This is a genomic window from Aeromonas sp. TECH754 (assembly GCF_056279295.1).
This window is the reverse complement of record NZ_JBWBRA010000001.1, coordinates 794566-813807: the sequence shown is the minus strand read 5'-3', so window position 1 is coordinate 813807 and position 19242 is coordinate 794566. Positions and strand designations below refer to the sequence as shown.

At 62.6% G+C, this 19242-nt stretch carries 17 protein-coding genes; 5 read left to right on the top strand and 12 right to left on the bottom strand.

The genetic code is table 11. The annotated features are described in order from the left end of the window. Nucleotides 1–149: 149 nt before the first annotated feature. The 4 genes from uvrY to ACZ9IL_RS03605 all read right to left on the bottom strand — a co-directional run bounded on the left by uvrY (nucleotide 150) and on the right by ACZ9IL_RS03605 (nucleotide 3728). On the bottom strand, nucleotides 150–794 hold the full coding sequence (gene uvrY, locus ACZ9IL_RS03620; protein ID WP_011706579.1) for a UvrY/SirA/GacA family response regulator transcription factor: 645 nt from the start codon (nucleotides 792–794) through the stop codon (nucleotides 150–152). A 251-nt stretch (nucleotides 795–1045) separates the two neighbouring features. Beyond that, on the bottom strand, nucleotides 1046–1654 hold the full coding sequence (locus ACZ9IL_RS03615) for a cytochrome c3 family protein (protein ID WP_476002276.1): 609 nt from the start codon (nucleotides 1652–1654) through the stop codon (nucleotides 1046–1048). An 11-nt stretch (nucleotides 1655–1665) separates the two neighbouring features. Next, nucleotides 1666–2100 carry a cytochrome c3 family protein gene (locus ACZ9IL_RS03610; protein ID WP_476002275.1) on the bottom strand — a complete coding sequence of 145 codons (435 nt, stop codon included), beginning with the start codon at nucleotides 2098–2100 and terminating at the stop codon, nucleotides 1666–1668. Between the two features lie 11 nt (nucleotides 2101–2111). Beyond that, nucleotides 2112–3728: an FAD-dependent oxidoreductase gene (locus ACZ9IL_RS03605; RefSeq protein ID WP_476002274.1), complete on the bottom strand. Its 1617-nt coding sequence runs from the start codon at nucleotides 3726–3728 to the stop codon at nucleotides 2112–2114. 165 nt (nucleotides 3729–3893) lie between these two features. On the opposite strand from ACZ9IL_RS03605, the gene ACZ9IL_RS03600 reads away from it, so the two are divergent. Beyond that, nucleotides 3894–5723, top strand: coding sequence for a sensor histidine kinase (locus ACZ9IL_RS03600; RefSeq protein WP_476002273.1), 1830 nt, complete (start codon nucleotides 3894–3896; stop codon nucleotides 5721–5723). Beyond that, nucleotides 5720–6325 carry a response regulator transcription factor gene (locus ACZ9IL_RS03595; RefSeq protein ID WP_476002272.1) on the top strand — a complete coding sequence of 202 codons (606 nt, stop codon included), beginning with the start codon at nucleotides 5720–5722 and terminating at the stop codon, nucleotides 6323–6325. The genes ACZ9IL_RS03600 and ACZ9IL_RS03595 overlap by 4 nt, the downstream gene beginning before the upstream one ends. Nucleotides 6326–6423: 98 nt before the next feature. Here the strand turns inward: ACZ9IL_RS03595 and kdsB are convergent, their stop codons facing one another. From kdsB to ACZ9IL_RS03570, 5 genes are all read right to left on the bottom strand, one after another. Beyond that, nucleotides 6424–7185: a 3-deoxy-manno-octulosonate cytidylyltransferase gene (kdsB, locus tag ACZ9IL_RS03590; protein WP_476002271.1), complete on the bottom strand. Its 762-nt coding sequence runs from the start codon at nucleotides 7183–7185 to the stop codon at nucleotides 6424–6426. After that, the gene (locus ACZ9IL_RS03585; RefSeq protein ID WP_476002270.1) at nucleotides 7182–7382 is read right to left on the bottom strand and encodes a Trm112 family protein; all 201 of its coding nucleotides are present in this window, start codon (nucleotides 7380–7382) and stop codon (nucleotides 7182–7184) included. The genes kdsB and ACZ9IL_RS03585 overlap by 4 nt, the downstream gene beginning before the upstream one ends. A gap of 265 nt (nucleotides 7383–7647) precedes the next feature. After that, a complete protein-coding gene (gene lpxK / locus ACZ9IL_RS03580; RefSeq protein ID WP_476002269.1) occupies nucleotides 7648–8634 on the bottom strand; it encodes a tetraacyldisaccharide 4'-kinase in 987 nt (328 codons plus the stop codon). Beyond that, nucleotides 8634–10403 (bottom strand): lipid A ABC transporter ATP-binding protein/permease MsbA, encoded by a 1770-nt coding sequence (gene msbA, locus ACZ9IL_RS03575; RefSeq protein WP_476002268.1) that lies wholly within the window; start codon nucleotides 10401–10403, stop codon nucleotides 8634–8636. Before msbA ends, lpxK begins: the two co-directional genes overlap by 1 nt. Before the next feature lie 155 nt (nucleotides 10404–10558). Beyond that, nucleotides 10559–12796, bottom strand: a complete 2238-nt coding sequence (locus ACZ9IL_RS03570; RefSeq protein ID WP_476005298.1) for a DNA internalization-related competence protein ComEC/Rec2 — start codon at nucleotides 12794–12796, stop codon at nucleotides 10559–10561. 28 nt (nucleotides 12797–12824) lie between these two features. On the opposite strand from ACZ9IL_RS03570, the gene ACZ9IL_RS03565 reads away from it, so the two are divergent. The 3 genes from ACZ9IL_RS03565 to ACZ9IL_RS03555 all read left to right on the top strand — a co-directional run bounded on the left by ACZ9IL_RS03565 (nucleotide 12825) and on the right by ACZ9IL_RS03555 (nucleotide 15491). Next, nucleotides 12825–13340 (top strand): DUF2062 domain-containing protein, encoded by a 516-nt coding sequence (locus ACZ9IL_RS03565; RefSeq protein ID WP_476002267.1) that lies wholly within the window; start codon nucleotides 12825–12827, stop codon nucleotides 13338–13340. Further along, nucleotides 13337–13834, top strand: a complete 498-nt coding sequence (locus ACZ9IL_RS03560) for a DUF2062 domain-containing protein (RefSeq protein WP_476002266.1) — start codon at nucleotides 13337–13339, stop codon at nucleotides 13832–13834. The genes ACZ9IL_RS03565 and ACZ9IL_RS03560 overlap by 4 nt, the downstream gene beginning before the upstream one ends. Nucleotides 13835–13970: 136 nt before the next feature. Beyond that, nucleotides 13971–15491: a helicase HerA-like domain-containing protein gene (locus ACZ9IL_RS03555; protein ID WP_476002265.1), complete on the top strand. Its 1521-nt coding sequence runs from the start codon at nucleotides 13971–13973 to the stop codon at nucleotides 15489–15491. Nucleotides 15492–15594: 103 nt separating this feature from the next. Here the strand turns inward: ACZ9IL_RS03555 and ACZ9IL_RS03550 are convergent, their stop codons facing one another. The 3 genes from ACZ9IL_RS03550 to ACZ9IL_RS03540 all read right to left on the bottom strand — a co-directional run bounded on the left by ACZ9IL_RS03550 (nucleotide 15595) and on the right by ACZ9IL_RS03540 (nucleotide 19147). Then, the gene (locus tag ACZ9IL_RS03550) at nucleotides 15595–16785 is read right to left on the bottom strand and encodes an amino acid aminotransferase (protein ID WP_476002264.1); all 1191 of its coding nucleotides are present in this window, start codon (nucleotides 16783–16785) and stop codon (nucleotides 15595–15597) included. A 173-nt stretch (nucleotides 16786–16958) separates the two neighbouring features. After that, entirely contained in the window at nucleotides 16959–17900 is a 942-nt protein-coding gene (locus tag ACZ9IL_RS03545) for a hypothetical protein (RefSeq protein ID WP_476002263.1), read from the bottom strand. A 209-nt stretch (nucleotides 17901–18109) separates the two neighbouring features. Further along, the gene (locus ACZ9IL_RS03540) at nucleotides 18110–19147 is read right to left on the bottom strand and encodes a porin (RefSeq protein ID WP_476002262.1); all 1038 of its coding nucleotides are present in this window, start codon (nucleotides 19145–19147) and stop codon (nucleotides 18110–18112) included. Between the last annotated feature and the right edge of the window lie 95 nt (nucleotides 19148–19242).

Below are 19242 nucleotides of genomic sequence, written 5' to 3'. Positions count from 1 at the left end.
GTAAGGGACATCGGCGACTCGGCTCAGGACAAACGAAGAGGGGTAAACGGGATCATACTGCGTCCCCTCGCTTGAAAGCAAAAGCCTCAAGGCATCGGGGGGCACAAAGCAAAAAGGCGGCTCGGGCCGCCTTTTTCCATCACACCCGGTTACAGGGTGTCGGCATCCAGCATGCCGTAGCGAATGGCCAGATGGGTCAGCTCCACGTCGCCGTTGATGTTCAGCTTGCTGAACAGGCGATAGCGGTAGCTGTTGACCGTCTTCGGGCTGAGGTTCAGCTGCTCGGAGATATCGGTCACCTTCTGCCCCTTGGTGATCATCATCATGATCTGCAGCTCGCGCTCGGAGAGGGACTTGAAGGGATTCTCGTCGGCGGAGGCAAACTGGCTCAGGGCCATCTGCTGGGCGATCTCCGGGGAGATGTAACGCTGGCCGGAGTGCACCAACCGGATGGCGTGGATCATCTCGTCCGGGGCGGCGCCCTTGGTCAGATAACCGGCGGCACCTGCCTGCATCACCTTGGTCGGGAACGGGTTTTCTGAATGAATGGTCAGCACTATGATGCGCACATCGGGCCGGATCCGCAGGATCTTGCGGGTCGCTTCCAGGCCGCCGATACCCGGCATGTTCATGTCCATCAGGATCACATCGGGGTGATGTTGCCGGCAGAAGGTCACGGCCGTCTCGCCGCTCTGTGCCTCGCCCACCACCTTGATCCCGCGGACATCCTCCAAAATGCGTCTTATCCCTGTACGCACCAACTCATGATCATCGACCAGGAATACATTAATCACCCAAACACCCCGTTTTTTATCTCGTTATATGCCAGTTAGGGTTAACACGGCGTCTTGCATCATAACCAAACTCGGTGATTTGGCAAACCATGGCCGGGAAAAGTTTGAGACGGCGTGCCAATATCGTTTTAAATCAAATAACTATATAAACCTCCAACCAAAAAATGGCGTACTGCATCACCGCAGGCCGCCACCGTAATAAAACAAGCCAAGGATGTCCATCCGAGGCTTGTTTCAGGCCATGTCCGCCGTTATTGCTTGGTTGCGTCCGCTTTGGCTGCCGCCTGCGCTTGCCGCTCAAGCTGGAATTGATACTCCGGCTGGGTCTCGTTGAGCCTGCTGCGCAGCTCGCCGTTGTGCCCTATGGTCACGTGGCAGGAGACGCATTGGATCGCGTCTCCTCTTTGCTGCATCTGCTGGTAATGAGCGTGCATCTCCAGTGACTTGGGGTTGGTGGCCGTGCTTTTTTCCAGTAGCGCCTGATGACAGGAGAGGCAGCCCGAGTCGTAAACGAACTCCTCGCGCCGCTCTCGCTTGCCGAGCCAGTCGATCTTGCTGGTATCCGTCAGCGTCACCTTGTAGACGTCGTTGAGACCGCTGGTCGCCTTCTTCAGCAGGTAGTTGAAGGTGTTGTCATGAGGAAGGTGACAATCGGCACACTCCGCCTTGAACCCCACCCTGTTGCTGCCCCCATGAATATCATGCCGATAGGCCTCCACCATGGGCTTCATTTCATGGCAGGCACCACAGAAGCGCTCATCACCGGTCGCCTTGACCACCTCGGCACCGATCAGGCTGATCCCCATGGAGACCAGACCCAGGACGCACACCAGGAGCAGGCCGAATTTCATTCGATTCATTGACAAGGCTCCTAGGGGGTGGGACCGAACCAGTCACGGGTATTGTCGTGGCAGGCCTGGCAGAGGTTTTGGGACGGCTTGTGCTCGGCGTGGCACTCGTAGCAATCGAGATCCAGCTTGTCGTGCAGCGAATTGTGCGGATTGGTGTGGTTGGCGTCCATGAACTGGGTGCGGTTTGCCACCTTCTGCGCGCTGCCATGGCAGGCCAGACAGTCCTCGGTCTTGAGCCGCTGGTACTGCTTGGGATCGTCCCCCTGGTGACAGTTCTCACAGGTGAAGCCGAGCTTGCCATGATGCGGCTTGAGGCTATGACTGGCCGTCGGGGAGGCAGGCGTTGTCGCCGAGACCGGAGCCCCCATCTCGGCCAAGGCATCGCCAGCCAACCAGACACCGCCGCCAAACCAGAGGCCCGCCAGGGCCATCAGGGTCAGGAATAATGGTCTCATTCCGATGCTCCTCAAGCCCAAGGCTCTGCGTTAGCGGCATTTTCGCCGGCGATCATGCCATAGACACCGCTATCAAGGCTGCTGCAGGCGGTCAACCGGATATAACCAAAGGTGCCGGCGGCGGCTTCACCGCAGACGAAGGCACCGGGGATCGGCTGCTGGCTGACCACGTCCAGCGCTTCGGCTCTGGGGGTGATGAGGGCGCCGCCCTGGCTGTAGTTGTAACGGGGATTGAGATACATGGCGTAATAGGGCGCCTTGCCGATGGCGGTGGCATTGCCCACCACGGATCTCGGTTTGCCGAAGGCATCCTGATCCTTGGCCATGTTGGCGTTGTATTCGGCGATGGTCGCCTCCAGCTTGCCCAGATCCATCTCGAAGCGGGCCGCCAGCGCCGCCAGGGTATCAAACTGCCAGATGGTGCCCTCGGTGCCATTTTTCGCCTCCAGCGAGAGTTGGAACCGCTGCTTGTCGTGATAACTGTCCACCCCGGTCTGGTCATAGATCAGGATCGCCTGCTGACCTGGCTTGAGCTTGCGCCGCTCGGCCAGGATCGCCAGCCCCAGCCCCTGACGGTCGTTGTTGTTGTGCTCGTTGATGAACCGCTTGCAGCTCTGCGGGTTCACCAGAATGCCCCAGTTGATGTCCTCGGTGGGAATGGCGAAGGCGAAGCGAAACAGCGTCATATGTACCGGTTTGAAGCCTGCCTGCATCATGCACTTGAGGGCGCCGCCGGTGGCGCCCGGGCTGGCGGTAGAGACGCAATCGTGCAGCACGCCGATCTCATCGCCGCGGAACTTGCGATCCTGATTGAAGCCACCGGAGGCCATCACCAGCGCCCGCTTCACCTTGTAGCGCTTGGTGACGCCGGTGCCGTTGAAGGCGGGATCGTCGTTACGGCCGAAGTCGGGGGTATTCAGATCAAAGAAATACTCCTCGCGCACCCGCACCCCTACCACGCGGCCGTTGCCATCCCGATAGATCTCTTCCAGCTTGACCCGCTTGCGGATCTCGATGTTCGGCAGATATCTGGCCATATGACCGTGCAGGTTCTTGATGACACCCGTGCCACCCTCTTTCGGCCACACCACCCGGGCGCGGGAGTGACCGCCGAGGTTCTTGACCCCGGTGCCGTTACCCATGCTCTTGTCATACTCGACACCGTGCCCGATCAGGAAGTTGAAGAGCGCCAGGCTGTTCTGTGCCACCACCTTGCTGATCTCGGGGTGATTAAAGCCTTTAGACTCCTTTTCCATATCCGCATAGAGCAGCTCCCAGCTGTCATCCGTCACCCCCATCGCCGTCTGCCACGCTGAGCCGACCACCGCCATGTTGAGACCGGAGATCAGGGAGGAGCCGCCGAGGCGGGACATCTTGTCGGCGATGACGATCTTCATGCCGGGGCGCGTCTCCGCCGCCTTGATGGCCGCGACCGAACCCGCGATGCCGCTGCCGATGACCAGAATATCCATCTCCTCATCCCAGGAGAGCTGGGTCGGATCGATGCAGTCCTGGGTCTGACTGGCACTGGCGGCCAGGGGAAGAGTCGCGGCAATGGAGGCGAAGGCGGCCGTCTGCAGCCCCTTGGTCAAGAAATCGCGTCGGGAACGATTGGAATTCTCTGGCATGATGCACTCTCTGCTATTGAAGGAGAGTGGCATGCTCCATAATGCGCGCTCGCCGCTCCATAGTGGCTGACCGCAGATCGGCGCAGGCCTTGATCAGGATCAAGGACCAGAGGGCACCGGATAGTGCCCTAATTGCCCTTTCCCCTATCAGGAGCAACGAATTTCATGGGCCGCGCCCTCCTCTGCCTCTCCCTGCTCTGGCTCAGCTGGCTCGGGCCGCTCGCCGCCAAGGAGTGGCAAACCACCTTAAGGCCAGTGATCCGCCTCGGCGTCATCACCTTTGATCAGCCCGACGTCGAGAAGGCCCGCTGGCAACCGACAGTGGATTATCTCAACCGGCGCCTGCCGCAGTACCAGTTTCGATTGGTGAGCGGGGACGTCAGCAGCATCAATCAGCTCGTGGCCTCCGGCACCCTGGACTTCGTCATCAGCAACGGCCTCAAGTTTCTCGACTACCAGCGCCAGCATGATGCGGTCCGCCTGCTGAGCCTGAGCCCCCTGCGCGGCTCCGCCGAACAGGCGGTCGGCTCGACCGTCATCTCCCGTGCCGATGCGCCCCCCATCACCGACTGGCAGGCGCTGCGACACCAACATATCGTCGCCACCAGCCCGGAGGCCTTCGGCGGCTTTCAGGTTATCCAGGGGCTCTGGCTCAAGGCCGGGATCGATCCCAGGGAGGCCTTCCCCTGGTTGCTGTTCGCCGGCTTGCCGCAGGAGGATCTGCTGCACGCGCTGCAAGATGGCCGTGCCGAGGTGGCGATACTGCCGACCTGTATCCTGGAGCAGGCCATCGCCCAGGGGCGCTATCGGGCCGATCAGTTCAGGGTCGTGCTGCCACAGGCTCAATCCGTGCTCCCCTGCCAGAGTTCGACGCCTCTCTACCCTTCCCTCAGCCTCGCCAGGCTGGCCCACGTCAATGAGTCCTTCGCCCGGGATCTCGCCAGGGTGCTGCTGGAGATCCCCGCCGATTCGGATGCCGCCCGCATGGGTCACTATCGACACTGGACGGCGCCGGTCAAGGATGCCGCCGTCATCGCTCTGCAACAGCAACTCGACGCGGCCAGCGCGCAACCGCTGGCGTTGCAGGTCTGGTATCGCTATCGCGGCTGGTTGCTGATCGCCCTGGGGTTGCTGCTGTTGTTGGGGGGCTATCACCTGAGGGTGAAGCACCTGGTGCAGCTGCGTACCCGTCAGCTCAAGGAGAGCAACCTGCAACTGACCCGGGCGCTGACCGACAATCGTCTGGCGGCCGAGCGCCTGAACCAGCAACAGAGCCAGCTCTTCTCGGCGCAGCGAGTGCTGCTGTCCGGTGAGCTGGCGGCCGGGATGGCCCACGAACTGAACCAGCCATTGATGGCCCTCAACAACTATCTGGCGGGTTGTCGACTGCGTCTGGTTGCAACGCCACCGGCCCTGGCCGATGTCGAGCAGGGACTGATCTTGGCTCTCGCCCAGGTGGCACAAGCCAAGGGGATCATCGCCCGACTGCGCAACTTCATGCGCAAGGGCGAGGCGCACGATCGCCCGCTCTTCCTCGATGAGCTGCTACGCGACACCCTGCCACTCTTTCGGGATCAGTTCACACGCCAGCGCATCGACCTGACCCTGCCAGAGGGAGAGCCGGTCCAGCTGCGGGTCGATCCCACCCTGCTGCAACAAGTGCTGGTCAACCTGCTCTGCAACGCCAGCGAGGCGGTGGTGCTCAATCCCGATATCCGGCCCCCGGCCATCACCATTGGCCAGCAGATCGAGGGCCATCAGGTGATCGTTCGTATCCAGGACAATGGCATTGGCCTGACCGAGACGCAGCGCGCCCACCTCTTCGTGCCCTTTCATACCAGCAAGCAGGAGGGACTGGGGCTTGGCCTCATCATCTGCAAGCGGATCATCGAGTCCTATCAGGGAACCATCTGGGCGGAAGAGGTGGCGCAGGGCACGGTGATCGCCTTCTCCCTGCCCATCCACCTGCCGGTCATTCGAGGAGCACAACCATGAGAGAGAACGTCTATCTGGTGGACGACGATCCCGCCGTACGGGGCTCCCTGAGCTGGCTGCTGGAGGCGGTACAGATCAAGCTGCAGAGCTACGACGGCGCCCGTCGCTTCCTGGCCGAGGTGGATCTGAGCCAGCCGGGGTGCCTGATCCTCGATCTCTGCATGCCGGGGATGAGCGGCGGCGAGCTGCAGGAGGCACTCAACCGGATGCCAAACACCCTCGCCATCGTCTTCCTCACCGGTGAGGCGGATGTCGCCACGACCGTGTCCCTCTTCAAGCAGGGCGCCTTCGACTTGCTGGAGAAACCCGTGGACTCCAGTGTGCTGCTGGAGGCGATAGGGCGCGCCTGCGCCCATAGCCACATGCTGCATGAACGGCTGCATGTGCGGCGTGCACTGCTGGGGCGGCTCGAGCGGCTGTCGGCACGGGAGCGGGAGATCATGGGGCTGGTGCAGGAGGGGATGCAGAACAAGCAGATAGCGGATCGACTCTGCATCGCCCTGCGCACCGTCGAGATCCACCGCCACAACATGATGAAAAAGATGGGCTGTACGACCCCGATACAGCTGGTGCAGCAGTTGGCCGAGGCCCAGATCCGTTAGTCGACAGGATGGCCATGGCACGGGGCAGCCCTCACCGGGGCGCCAATAGCAAACGGCGCCCCGGGGCGCCGTTTCGGTTCACATTACTGGTTTTTGACTCAATGGGCCAACAGGGCGCGCACCTTGTCCAGATCTCGCTGGGTATCCACCCCGACCGGCGGGGCTTCCAGCGCCTCTGCGACATGGATCTTCTCCCCGTACCAGAGCACCCGCAGCTGCTCCAGCGCCTCGATCTGCTCGATTACGCTCGGCGCCCAGTCCACATAGCGCTGGATGAAACCGGCGCGATAGGCATAGATGCCGATGTGGCGCTGGTAGTGCGGGCCTATCTGCGCGTGGCTCTGGGCGAAGCGATCTCGGTCCCAGGGAATGCTGGCGCGGCTGAAGTAGAGCGCGTAGCCATCCTTGTCGGTCACTACCTTGACCGCATTGGGATTGAACGCCTCTTCCGCGTCCAGGATAGGCACCGACAGGGTCGCCATGGGCGCGCTGGCGCCGGCCAGATTGTCCGCCACCTGACGGATGATGGCGGGGGGAATGAGCGGCTCATCCCCCTGCACGTTGACGATGATGGTGTCGCTGCCAAAGCCGTAGTGACGGCACACCTCGGCCAGGCGCTCGGTGCCGGACTGGTGATCAGGCGAGGTCATGCACACCTCGACGCCGGTCGCCGCCACGAGGGGCGCCAGGGCGTCCTGCACCCGCTCGTCGTCGGTAGCGACTATCACCCGATCGGCGCCGGACTGCAGGGCTTTTTCCACCACGTGCTGCACCATGGGCTTGCCATGGATGTCCGCCAGCGGTTTGCCCGGCAGCCGGGTCGAGGCATAGCGGGCCGGGATGACGACGACGAAACTCATGGCTTCAACTCTTCCAGCGCCAGCGGACGGGCGCGGTTCTCCAGCAGCACCGGGATGCCCTCTTCCAGCGGATAAGCCAACCGGTCGAAGCGGCAGATGAGCTCCTGGGGCGCCTTGTCGGATTGCGGTTGATAGTACAGCTTCCCCTTGCAAACCGGGCAGGCGATGATGTCGAGCAGTTTAATATCCAGTGCCACAACGAAACTCCTTTAACAGGCGAGATCGGCAATGTTGCCGGGCAATTCATGTCCATTCAAGAAGCCAGCAATGAGGCTCCCTCAGTGACGCCCGACGGCGATCATGTCGAGCAATCCAATCGGCGTGTCCGGAGCCCAACACGCGGCGGCGTTCACGGCACCAGGCTGGCATTCGCACCGGACAAGCCGGTATTTTTATCTTAACAGGCCAATGCGATCGTCATTGCACAACATAAAATATCGCATTATTAGCACGTATATCTTTTTATTTATCATTCACAGCACGAGACCCTACCAGGGACGACAACAGCGTATCGAGCAAGGAAGTCGGCAGCTCGGCGCTGACCGGCAGATACCACCAGTGGTCCGGCGCAAATTCTTGGCACTTTACCGCGTCTTTCTCGGTCATCAGCAAGGGCCGCTCGCCGAAGCGGGCCAGCAGCTCGCCCGAGTCGAACGCCTGGTGATCCGCGTAGCCGACGCTCTGCACCAGATCATAGCCAAGGGACGTCAGCGTCGCGAAGAAACGGGGGGGATGGCCGATCCCCGCCAAGGCGTCCACGGTGCGCGGCAGAGGTTCAGCGGCGGGCGCATCGTCCCGCACCCGGCGCGGCGCGCCCGCCACCAGCCGCATGGGGTACTCTCCCTTGGCGGGGTTGCCGCCGTTGCAGATGATGGCATCCACTCTCTTCAATCGGGTCAGCGGCTCGCGCAGGGGCCCCATCGGCAGCAGGCAGCCATTGCCAAAGCGGCGCGCACCGTCTACCACCACCAGTTCGAGATCCCGGGCCAGCGCATAGTGCTGCAGGCCGTCGTCGGTGATGATGATGTCCACCTCACCGCTTAGCTCGAGCAGGCGCACCGCATCGCTCCGCTTGGGCGCCACCACCACCGGGCAGCCACAGCGCCTTGCGATGAGCACCGGCTCGTCCCCCGCCTCTGCGGTGGTGCTGCTGGCATCGAGCCGATAGGGATAATGGGGCGCCTTGCCGCCATAGCCGCGACTGACCACGCCGGGACGCCAGCCGCGGGCCTGCAACTGTTCCACCAGCCAGACCACCACCGGGGTCTTGCCGTTGCCGCCGACCGAGAGGTTGCCCACCACGATCACCGGCAGGCTGGCGCGATAACGCTTGAGCCAGCCGCGGCGATAGCCATAACGACGCACTCCGCTGATGAGGGCGAACAACAGGGCGAAGGGGGCCAGCCACCAGCGCCAGCCGCTTCGCCCGTACCAGATCCGCTCCAGCATTATGCCGGGTGGCTCACGGCGGCGTTGCCGAACTGGATGGCGCGCAACTGGGCATAGGTGCCCTGCTGGCTCATCAGTTCGCTATGGTTGCCACGCTCGACGATGTGACCCTCGTCGATCACCAGGATCTCGTCCGCCTTCTCGATGGTGGAGAGGCGGTGGGCGATCACCAGCGAGGTGCGCGCCTTGCACAGCTCGTCGATGGCAGCCTGGATGTGGCGCTCGGACTCGGTATCCAGGGCCGAGGTGGCCTCATCCAGCAGCAATACCGGGGCATCGCGCAGCAGGGCGCGAGCGATGGCGATGCGCTGACGCTGACCACCGGACAGGGACGCGCCGTTCTCGCCGATGACGGTGTCGTAACCGGCCGGCATCTTGCTCACGAACTCGTCGGCGTGGGCGATGCGGGCCGCGTGCTGGATCTCTTCCCGGCTGTAGCGCTCTTCCGCCGCATAGGCGATGTTGTTGGCCACCGAGTCGTTGAACAGGTGCACATGCTGGGAGACCAGGGCGTACTGCTTGCGCAGCTCGCTCAACTTGTATTCACGGATGTTGACGCCGTCCAGCAGGATCTCCCCCTGCTCGATGTCGTAGAAACGGGTCAACAGGCTGGCGATGGTGCTCTTGCCGGAGCCGGAGCGCCCCACCAGGGCGACGGACTTGCCCGCCTCCACCTTGAAGCTGATGTTGTGCAGCGCCGGCGTCTCCTTGGTCGGGTAGGTGAAGGTGACGTTGCGGAACTCGATCTCGCCGCGGGCCCGCTCCAGGGTGCGGGTGCCGGTGTCTTCTTCCGGGGTGGAGTCGAGCAGGCCGAACAGGCTCTGGCAGGCGGTGATGCCGCGCTGGAACTGGTTGTTCACGTCGGTCAGGCTTTTGAGCGGCTTGAGCAGCATCATCATGGAGGTGACCATGACGGTGAAGGTGCCCGCGGTCAGGGTCGCCTTGACGCTGTCGATGGTCGCCACGTAGAGGAACACCGCCAGGGCGACCGAGGCCACCATCTGGACGATGGGGCTGCCGATGGCATCCGCCGCCACCATCTTCATGGTCTGCTGGCGCATGCGGTTGCTGACGGCGAAGAAGCGCTTGTCTTCCACCTGCTGGCCGCCGAACATCAGCACCTCTTTATGACCCTTGAGCATCTGCTCGGTGGAGGTGGTGATGTCACCGACCGCCTGCTGGATATGGCGGCTTATCTTGCGGAAACGGCGGCTGATGAGACCAATCAGGATACCCACGACCGGGCCGACCACCAGGAAGATCACCGACAGCTGCCAGGAGTGCCAGAACATCAGGCCGAGCAGGCCGATGACGGTGGCCCCTTCCCGCACCAGGGAGACCAGGGTCGAACTCGCGGCAGAGGAGACCTGACCGGCGTCGTAGGTCACCTTGGAGAGCAGGTTGCCGGTATTCTGACGGTCGAAGAAACTCATGGGCATGGCCATCAGGTGGCTGAACACCTGCTGTTGCAGCCGCATCACCACATGGTTGCCAACCCAGGCCATGCAGTAGTTGGAGAGGAAGGCGGCGCAGCCGCGCAGGGCGACGATGCCGAGCACGAAGAAGGGCATCCATTTCAGCACTGTGCTGTCGTTGCCGTTCAAGCCCTGATCGATCAGCGGCTTGATGGAATAGACGAAGGTGGTATCCACGGCCGCATAGCCCAGCATGCCGATGATGCCGCCAACCAGTCCCAGCTTGCGATCCCGGACATACCCGAGCAGGCGTTTGAAGACGGGCCAGCTCTCTTGTGAGGTTTCTTGTTGCATGAATAGCCGTTAATAAGGGAAATGACGGGGTATTCTAGCCAAAGCCGGGGCAACCACCAAGCGCCGCCATGCGGATACAATTAACCCGCCGCTGTCACCAGACCAAATTTGCATCATTTCAGGGGCCCCAGGGCGAAGAGAACGAACATCGCGGCTCATTTCTCTCGCCACAGCCTGGGCCGCCACCAGTTGCCGCCGCGTCTATACCAGGGGCCCTGCTCACGCTCGGCCCGGATCTCGAACCCGGCATCGCCGAGCTCCACCAGCACGGCGCCATCCTGACCGGTCACCCACTGCCGCGCGGCCGCATATCTCGCCACCACCTCGGGGCGGGGAAACTGCCACTGGTTCCTAAAGCCCGCGCTGTGCACCACAAATGTCGGGTTCACCGCCGCCACGAAGGCCGGGGTCGAGGAGGTGCGGCTGCCATGGTGCGGACTCACCAGCATTGTGCTGGAAAGAGTGCTCGAAAAAGTGCCGGCGGGCCCGCCCCTCTCCAGTTCAAGCAGCCGGTGCTCCGCCTCCCGCTCTATGTCGCCGCTGAGCAGGATGCGATGCTGGCCGTCGCTCACCTGCACCACGCAGCCATCGTTGTTGTGGCCAGCCCCGGGTCGCTCGGGCCAGAGCACGGCAAACTCGAGCCCCTGCCAGCGCCACCGCTGGCCACGCCGACACAGCTCGGTGCCTTGCTCGAATTGGAACGAGGAGAGTTCGCGCCGTACCGGCAAGGCCTGCAAAATAGCTTGTCGATTGCCGGCATGATCCCTGTCCTTGTGGCTGATGATGAGCGCATCCAGCACCCGCACCCCGAGCCGATTGAGCTGGGGCAAGATGGCGGCATCGGCCATGTTGTAGCCACCAGGGTAGCGATCACCGGTGTCATACAAGATGCCCCGCTCCCCACGGCTGATCAGCACCGACAGCCCCTGCCCCACGTCCAGCACCCGCAGTTGCCAGGGCGCAGGAGCGGGCCAGACGGCCAGCGCCAGGGCGGCGGCCACCGGAAGCAACAGGCTGCGCCCCGCAGGCAGTTGCCAGCCGGCCCACAGCAGGATGAGCAAGAGGCTGGCGGGCATCAGCCAGCCCGGCACTGGCCACCAGAGCTGCAGATGCGCCGCCAGCAGGCTCAATCCCCATAGCACCCACTCCAGCCCGAGATCCGCCAACCAGAACAGGCCATGGGCAAGGGTAGTCGACAGGGGGGCAACCAGGACGCCGATAAGGGCGAGAGGGATGATGCCGAGACAAAACAGCGGCAGCGCCAGCAGGTTGCACAGCAGGGCCAGGGGTGCCATGCCCTCAAACAGCAACAATTGAAGCGGAAGCAAGCCCAGTAGCAGCAGGATCTGCAGCCGCACCAGACCAGGCTTGGCCTGCAGATGGCCCGCCAGCAGCAACAGCGCCACCGCCATGAAAGAGAGCCAGAAACCGGCCGAATAGAGGGCGAAGGGGTCCCACAGCACCAGCACCACGAAGGCCCACAGCCAGATGCGATGACTGGGCCAATCCCGCTTGCGCCAGCGCAGCAGGCTCCAGACCGCCACCATGATGAGTGCCCGCTCGGTCGCCACCGCAAAGCCCGCCAGGGCGCTGTAGATAGCGGCGAACAACAAGGAGATCAGAATGGCGCCACGCAACCCGAACAGCCGCCCCAGCCACCAGCCGAGCACCGCCACCAGCGCGATATGCTGGCCGGAGATGGCGATGATGTGGGTCAGGCCGCTGCCGCGAAACAGCGCCCACTGCGTATCCGTGATGCCGCTCTGCTCGCCAAAGCTGAGCGCCGCCAGCAAGGGGGCATGGGGCAGCCCCTGCCAACCGGCATTCGCCTGCGCCAGCCAGCGATCACGCCAGCCCGGTGCCGAAGCCTCCAGCCCGATGATCCGGCGCAGGTTGCCGGTGGCGGTGACGCCCTTGCCAAGCAGCAGGCGGCGCCCGTCCATGCCCGCCTCGTTGGCGAGGCCGTGGGCGGGCTTGAGACTGCTCACCAGGGTGATGCGACTGCCGGCGGGGATGGGTGGCAACGCCTGATAGGCGTTGATCCGCACCAGAGGCTCGGGGGTCAGCGTACGCTCGTCGAGGGATTCCACTCGCAGCAGCAGGCGGACAAATTTATCCCCCTGTTTATCGCCTGACGGCTCCGTACTTTGTACTCGTGCGGTTATGATGTGGTTCGTCTGCTCCACCAGCAACTCCAGCCAGCCGAGCCGATACAGCAGGCTGCCCTGCATCCAGAGCAAGCCTAAAACCAGGAACAACAGCCGCCAATGGCGGTAATATGCGAGGGGGATGGCGAGAGACAGCAAGACGCCCCCCCATGCGACTGAAGGTAACCATGGCCAGAGTAGCGAGGAGCTTGCCCCCAGGGCAAACGACAACAGACGCAGATCCATGGAGCAAGTATTTAGCAAGGTTTCAATCATGCCCAAACATCTCATCCAGCGCTGGCTGCCCAATCAAGACGCGCTCAAGACTCACAAGCACCTGAAGATGTTCGGCAGCCTGCTGCTGGATAACAATCTCTGGCATCTCAATCGCCGCAGTGCCTCGGCGGCGGTCGGGGTCGGCCTGTTCATGGCCTGGATCCCGGTGCCGCTCCAGATGTTGCTGGCCGCAGGTGGCGCCATCGCCTGCCGGGCCAACCTGCCACTGGCGGTGGCGCTGTGCTGGGTCGCCAATCCCATCACCATGCCGCCCATGTTCTATGGCGCCTATCTGCTCGGCTGTGTGCTGCTGGGTCGCCCCTCTCAGGTGATCGACATCGAATTCAGCTGGCACTGGCTGAGCTCGGTGTTCGAGACGGTGGCGCCGCCACTGCTGCTCGGTGCCCTGCTGCTGGCTTGCGTCAGTGCGCTGTGTGGCTACTTGGCTACCCGCTTGCTGTGGCGGCTGAGTGTGGTGCGCCGGTGGCGTCAGCGCCGAGGGGATCCGATATGAAGCTTGCTCGCTTCAAGCTGGATCCCGACTCCCTGCGCAAACAGAAATGGTTCGCCCTGTTCGGCGAGCGGCTGTTTGCCCCGGCGCTGTGGCAGGGGGGCCGCCGGGCACTCTGCGGCGCCGTCGCGGCCGGGCTGTTCGCCAGCTGGGTACCGATGCCCATGCACTCGCTCGTCGCTGTCGTGCTGGCACTCGCCTTCGGCCTGAATCTGCCGCTGGCCCTGCTGGCAGTCTGGTTTAATAACCCCATTACACTGCCCTTTATGTACCTCTGGGCCTATCGCACCGGTTGCCTGATGCTGCACCAGCCTCCTGAGCCCTTTCACCTCACCTGGTCCCTGCACTGGCTGGAACACGAGGCGGCGACCCTGGTGCCCCCCTTCCTGCTCGGCAGCCTGCTGCTGGCGGTGCTGACCGCCATCTCCGGTGCCCTGCTCACCCTGCTGCTGTTGCAGCTGGCAAGGCTGGGCAAGGGGCGTCCCCACACGCCCTGAGCCATTGATCCGGTACTGTGATGGCAAGCCCCGAGTCAGCACGGACTCGGGGCTTGCCATCATTTGACTCAACCACCACACTCCTTGTAGCCCTCTCAGTCCTTAGCATCATCCGATCCGAGACAAGGAGTCCACCATGGCCGAACCGTTGACCCTCGCCTATGCCAATGGCCGTCCCATCTCCCTGCTACCCGCCCTCGCCAATCGCCACGGCCTCATCACCGGCGCCACCGGCACGGGCAAGACGGTGACCTTGCAGGTGATGGCGGAAGGCTTCTCCCGCCTGGGGGTGCCGGTCTTTCTGGCCGATGTGAAAGGGGATCTCGCGGGTCTGGGGGCCCCTGGCACCCCATCGGCCAAGCTGGACGCGCGCCTAGCACAGTTCGGCATCCCGGCCCCTGCCTTTGCCCCCTGCCCCACCCTCTGCTGGGATCTGTTTGCCGAACAGGGCCACCCGGTGCGAGCCACCGTCTCCGACATGGGCCCCCTGCTGCTGGCCCGGCTGCTCGGCCTGAACGACACCCAGAGCGGGGTGCTGGAGCTGGTATTCAAGGTGGCGGACGACGAGGGGCTGCTGTTGCTCGATCTGAAAGACCTGCGCGCCATGGTGCAATTCGTGGGGGAGAACGCCAAGTTTCTCACCACTCGCTACGGCAATGTCTCCACCGCCTCCGTTGGCGCCATCCTGCGCAACCTGCTCACTCTGGAGAGCGCGGGGGGCGATCACTTCTTCGGCGAGCCCATGCTGGATATCCAGGATCTGCTGCAGACCGATCAGGCCGGCCACGGCCATGTCAATGTGCTGGCAGCCGCCAGGCTGACCCAGTCCAGCCGGCTCTATGCCTGCTTCTTGCTCTGGCTGTTGTCCGAGCTGTTCGAGCAGTTGCCCGAGGTGGGAGATCCTGAAAAACCCGTGCTGGTGTTCTTCTTCGATGAGGCCCACCTGCTGTTCAACGACGCGCCCAAGGCGCTGCTGGAGAAGATCGAGCTGGTCGTGCGCCTCATCCGCTCCAAGGGGGTCGGCATCTACTTCGTGACCCAGAGCCCGGCCGATATCCCGGACAGCGTGCTGGGGCAGCTCGGCAACCGGGTGCAGCACGCCCTGCGCGCCTTCACCCCGAGCGATCAGAAGGCGGTACGGATCGCCGCCAACACCCTGCGGGCCAACCCGGCGTTCGATGCGGCCGGCGTCATCACCGAGCTTGGCGTCGGCGAGGCGCTCGTCTCCCTGCTCGATGAGAAGGGTCGCCCGAGCGTGGTGGAGCGCGCCTTCATCGCCCCGCCAGCGAGCCGTATCGGACCGCTGAATGACAGCGAGCGTCAGGCCCTGATCCTGGGCTCCTTGCTGCACGGCCGCTATGAAAAAACCGAGGATCGGGAGTCCGCCTTCGAGCGGCTGAGCAAAGGGGAAAAAACCGAGGTCGAGGATAACACCGATCTGTCCCCCACTCAGGCATCCCAACCGACGAGTGGCGGGCTGCTCGATGCCCTCAACGGCATGCTGTTTGGCCGCACGGGTCCCCGTGGCGGCCAGCACGACGGCGTGGTGCAGACCGCAACCAAGAGCGTGGCCCGCACCTTCGGCAACGAGGTGGGACGGCAGCTGATCCGCGGGGTGCTTGGCTCCCTGCTGGGCAGTGGCAAGGGCCGGCGCTGAGCCGCACAGGGAAATGAACATAAAAAAGCCCGCCAGAGATGGCGGGCTTTTTGCTGTGTCGGATCGGTGATCGCCCGAGCGGGAAGATCGCATCAAACCGGTTTTACAGCACCTTGGCGATGGCGTCACACAGGGGATCGATGTTGGCGCGGGTGATCCCGGCCACGCTGATCCGGCCGGAGCCAACGATGTAGATGGCAAACTCGCTCTTGAGACGCTCCACCTGATCCTTGGAGAGGCCGGAGAAGGAGAACATGCCGTTCTGCTCGCGAATGAAGCCAAAATCCTGGCTCACCCCGAGGGCCGCCAGCTTCTCCACCAGCAGCTCGCGCATCTCGCGGATCCGCACCCGCATGGCGGTCACTTCTGCTACCCACTCGGCATAGAGCGCCGGATCGCTGACGATGGCGGTCACCACGGCGGCGCCGTGTGACGGCGGGTTGGAGTAGTTGGCGCGGATGACGGTCTTGACCTGGGTGAAGGCCACGTCGGCCACGCCCTTGCTCGCGCTGACCAGGGTGAAAGCCCCGACCCGCTCGTTATAGAGGCCGAAGTTCTTGGAGAAGGAGCTCGCCACCAGCAGTTCGTCGTGACAGGCGGCGAAGATGCGCAAGCCTTCTGCGTCCTCCTCGATGCCTCGGGCGAAGCCCTGATAGGCGAAGTCAAACAGCGGCAACCAGCCAGCGGCCGCGCTCTGCTCGGCCAGGGCACGCCATTGCTCGGTGGTGGGGTCGATGCCGGTCGGATTGTGGCAGCAGCCGTGCAGCAGCACCAGTTCACCGGGTTGCACCTCGCTGAGCGACGCCTGCATGGCGGCAAAGTCCAGCCCCTTGGTCGCGGCATCGTAGTATTTGTACCACTTCACGGTGAGGCCGGCGGACTGGAACACGCTCACGTGGTTGGCCCAAGTGGGATCGGAGATCCAGATGGTCTTGGCCAAGCCGTTGCGCACCACAAACTCGGCGGCGATGCGCAGGGCACCGGTACCGCCCGGCGCCTGCGCCGTCTTGGCACGGCCGCTGGCAACCAGCGCGGAATCCTGCCCGAACAGGAGTTGCTGCACGATGCGACCGTATTCGATATTGCCCTCGATACCGAGGTAATTCTTGGTCTTCTCGCCCTCGAGCAGTTGCTGCTCGGCCTTCTTGACGCAGTGAAGGATGGGGGTGGCACCGGTCTCATCCTTGTAGATCCCGACCCCCAGATTGATCTTGTGGCTGCGAGTGTCGGCACGGAAAGCTTCGGTCAGGCCCAGGATCGGATCCGCTGGGGCGGCAACAACCTTTTCAAACATGGTAGTCCCTGTATTCCATTGAATGTGTGGGGTGTCAGGCGCTTTTTTGAAACAAAAAGCAGCAAACAAAAAGCGGCGGACAAAAGCGCCCGATTGGCAAGCGCTCCGTCAACTCTTTATACCATCGCCTTCCGTAGGGGAAAACCGCTTTTTCGAGCGGGTCTGTGGCTATATCAGCCAACGGCATGCCAATCGGGTGCCAGGGCGCAAGCCTCGGCTGACAAACCGCTGTTTGATTCGATCAGGTCGCTACAAAGTGCCAGCAAGGGTCGCGGGATCCGGCTCGGCTCCCAGGGACGAGAACCACTCAATGGGGTGGCATAGGCGTGCTTGATGGGGGCAAGCCCCCGCGGCAACCACCAGCTGGCCGGGCGGCCCAGCCGCTGGGCCAGCACCAGTACCCTGTCCACGCCGGCGGGATCCAAGGCGGTAAGATGGCTCCAGAGGGTGTGGGGTGGCAAGGCGGCAACCAGAGACTGCAGGGCGCCAGGCTCCGACACCGGAGCCCAGACCAGCAGGGTATCCGCCGGCAGCGCCAGCTCGGCGAAGACGCCGACGGAATCTGTGCTTATCACCCGCTGAATGTCCCCCTCCCCCCACAGGATCTTGCCAAGCCCCGCCAGGGTGCGTGCGGGCAGGGCCACCTCCCCCAGGGTCTGCAGCCAGGGCGTTGCATCAAGCAGGGTGCCGCCGCTGAAGAACAGGCTGAAGGGGCGAGCGGCTCGCAACCTGAGCGACTGATCGCCGCATAACCTGATGCCCTTGTCTTCAAAGTTGATCTGCTCAACCGGGCTGAACGCCCCCTCGCCCTTGCGATAGAGCGCCGCCAGCACCCGCTCGTTGACCCGCTCTCCCAGCTGCCAGCCCTGAGCCTGCAACCACTCCTCCGGCTCAGGTGGCGCACAGCTCATCTCGGCCAGCATCAATTCCCGGGTGAGGTAGCGGCGGCCGGCCGGGGTCAGCTCATAGTGGTGATTGCCGAGGGTGAGCAACAGCTGATTGTCTCTGAGCATGCCGATCAGCGGCTGCCACTGGCGGCCACGGATCGCCAGCGACGACTCGCTCAGCAGTTGCCGAGCCAGTGCTTGCCACTCGGGGTGACTGAAATCGATCAAACGCATCCTTCCCTGTGAGTCGACCATCTTTCAACGAATTGAATAATCTAGCGATTTACGGGAGGCGAGCCAAGGGTAAAAAAGAGACAACGTGAACTGGCGCAGGGGGAATGGCGGGCAGAGGAGGGAACAGGACGGCGGACGACAGATAAAACAAAACGGCCAAGCAAGCTTGGCCGTTTATCCACTAACTCAGTACTAAGACTGGATTAGAAGTTGTATTGCAGAGCAACAGTGAACTCGTCGTCCAGGTCGTCGATACCCTGGATTTTGTACTCGGTGTACGCCTTCAGCTTGGAAGTGAAGTTGTATTGAACACCCAGCAGAGTTTCGTCAACCTGGTCTTCGTAAGAAGAACCGGCCAGCTTGTCCTTGCCTTCCTTGAAGTTGTAGCCAGCCAGGAAGGTCCAGGCGTCTACGTTGTAGGAAGCAGCCAGCTCGTAACCGTGGCCCTTGCCGCCGTTACCGTTGACGTCATTGCTGATCTCGCCTTCGGTGTACACACCGGCGAAGTAGAAGCCGTTGATGGCGTAGTGTGCGCCCAGTGCCCACTCGGTCTTGTCACCGGAATCACCGTTCAGCTTGTTCTCCAGGTCGGAGTAAGCGTAACCGGCGTTCAGGCCCAGGCCGAAGTCGAAGTCATAACCGGCGGCAGCTGCGTAGCCGTAGTTACGCTTCAGGTTCGGGAATACGGTGTTGACGCTGTCGCCACCGACGTCAGAGACGATGACAGCGGTGTCGTCGTTGGTCTGATAGGACAGTTTGCCCTTGAAGCCCTGATAGCTGTTGGAGTAGATGATCTGGCCTTCTTGGCGACCATCGTAGTAGTTACCGGCATCACCCCATTCGTTGAAGATATCGGTCGGCTCCAGCACGTCGTAGAACGCGGTGTCGGTCTGACCGAAGATCACTTTACCGTACTGGGTACCATCGAAGCCAACATAGATGTGACGAGCCTTGAAGGAGTCACCGTTCTGGTCGCTGATGTTGTTGGAGTTCTCGGAGGCTACTTGCCACTCGGTCTTGGCGATACCAGACCAGGTGTTGTTCAGAGCAACTTTACCGGACCAGCCCAGACGGGAGGTACCGATCAGCTCGGCATCTGCATCGTTGTGGTCGGTGTAGTAGTTAGCCTGAACACGGCCGTAGATATCAAAAGATGTGCCGTCTTTGTCATAAACCACTGCAGCGTTAGCAGCAGATGCGAACAGAGCCGGGATTGCGATTGCCAGAATTGTCTTTTTCATAGTTGTTTCCAATGCCTACTGTAATTAAACACTAAGTCCTTGTTATTCCCTGTGTTAGCGATGTTCTTTGCATCACTATGGCGCCGAGACTATCA

Excerpts from the sequence above, each read along its gene's own strand:
- ACZ9IL_RS03615 (WP_476002276.1), bottom strand. The coding sequence starts at position 1,654 with ATGAATCGAATGAAATTCGGCCTGCTCCTGGTGTGCGTCCTGGGTCTG.
- ACZ9IL_RS03610 (WP_476002275.1), bottom strand. The coding sequence starts at position 2,100 with ATGAGACCATTATTCCTGACCCTGATGGCCCTGGCGGGCCTCTGGTTT.
- ACZ9IL_RS03605 (WP_476002274.1), bottom strand. The coding sequence starts at position 3,728 with ATGCCAGAGAATTCCAATCGTTCCCGACGCGATTTCTTGACCAAGGGG.
- ACZ9IL_RS03600 (WP_476002273.1), top strand. The coding sequence starts at position 3,894 with ATGGGCCGCGCCCTCCTCTGCCTCTCCCTGCTCTGGCTCAGCTGGCTC.
- ACZ9IL_RS03595 (WP_476002272.1), top strand. The coding sequence starts at position 5,720 with ATGAGAGAGAACGTCTATCTGGTGGACGACGATCCCGCCGTACGGGGC.
- kdsB (WP_476002271.1), bottom strand. The coding sequence starts at position 7,185 with ATGAGTTTCGTCGTCGTCATCCCGGCCCGCTATGCCTCGACCCGGCTG.
- lpxK (WP_476002269.1), bottom strand. The coding sequence starts at position 8,634 with ATGCTGGAGCGGATCTGGTACGGGCGAAGCGGCTGGCGCTGGTGGCTG.
- msbA (WP_476002268.1), bottom strand. The coding sequence starts at position 10,403 with ATGCAACAAGAAACCTCACAAGAGAGCTGGCCCGTCTTCAAACGCCTG.
- ACZ9IL_RS03570 (WP_476005298.1), bottom strand. The coding sequence starts at position 12,796 with ATGGATCTGCGTCTGTTGTCGTTTGCCCTGGGGGCAAGCTCCTCGCTA.
- ACZ9IL_RS03565 (WP_476002267.1), top strand. The coding sequence starts at position 12,825 with ATGCCCAAACATCTCATCCAGCGCTGGCTGCCCAATCAAGACGCGCTC.
- ACZ9IL_RS03560 (WP_476002266.1), top strand. The coding sequence starts at position 13,337 with ATGAAGCTTGCTCGCTTCAAGCTGGATCCCGACTCCCTGCGCAAACAG.
- ACZ9IL_RS03555 (WP_476002265.1), top strand. The coding sequence starts at position 13,971 with ATGGCCGAACCGTTGACCCTCGCCTATGCCAATGGCCGTCCCATCTCC.
- ACZ9IL_RS03550 (WP_476002264.1), bottom strand. The coding sequence starts at position 16,785 with ATGTTTGAAAAGGTTGTTGCCGCCCCAGCGGATCCGATCCTGGGCCTG.
- ACZ9IL_RS03540 (WP_476002262.1), bottom strand. The coding sequence starts at position 19,147 with ATGAAAAAGACAATTCTGGCAATCGCAATCCCGGCTCTGTTCGCATCT.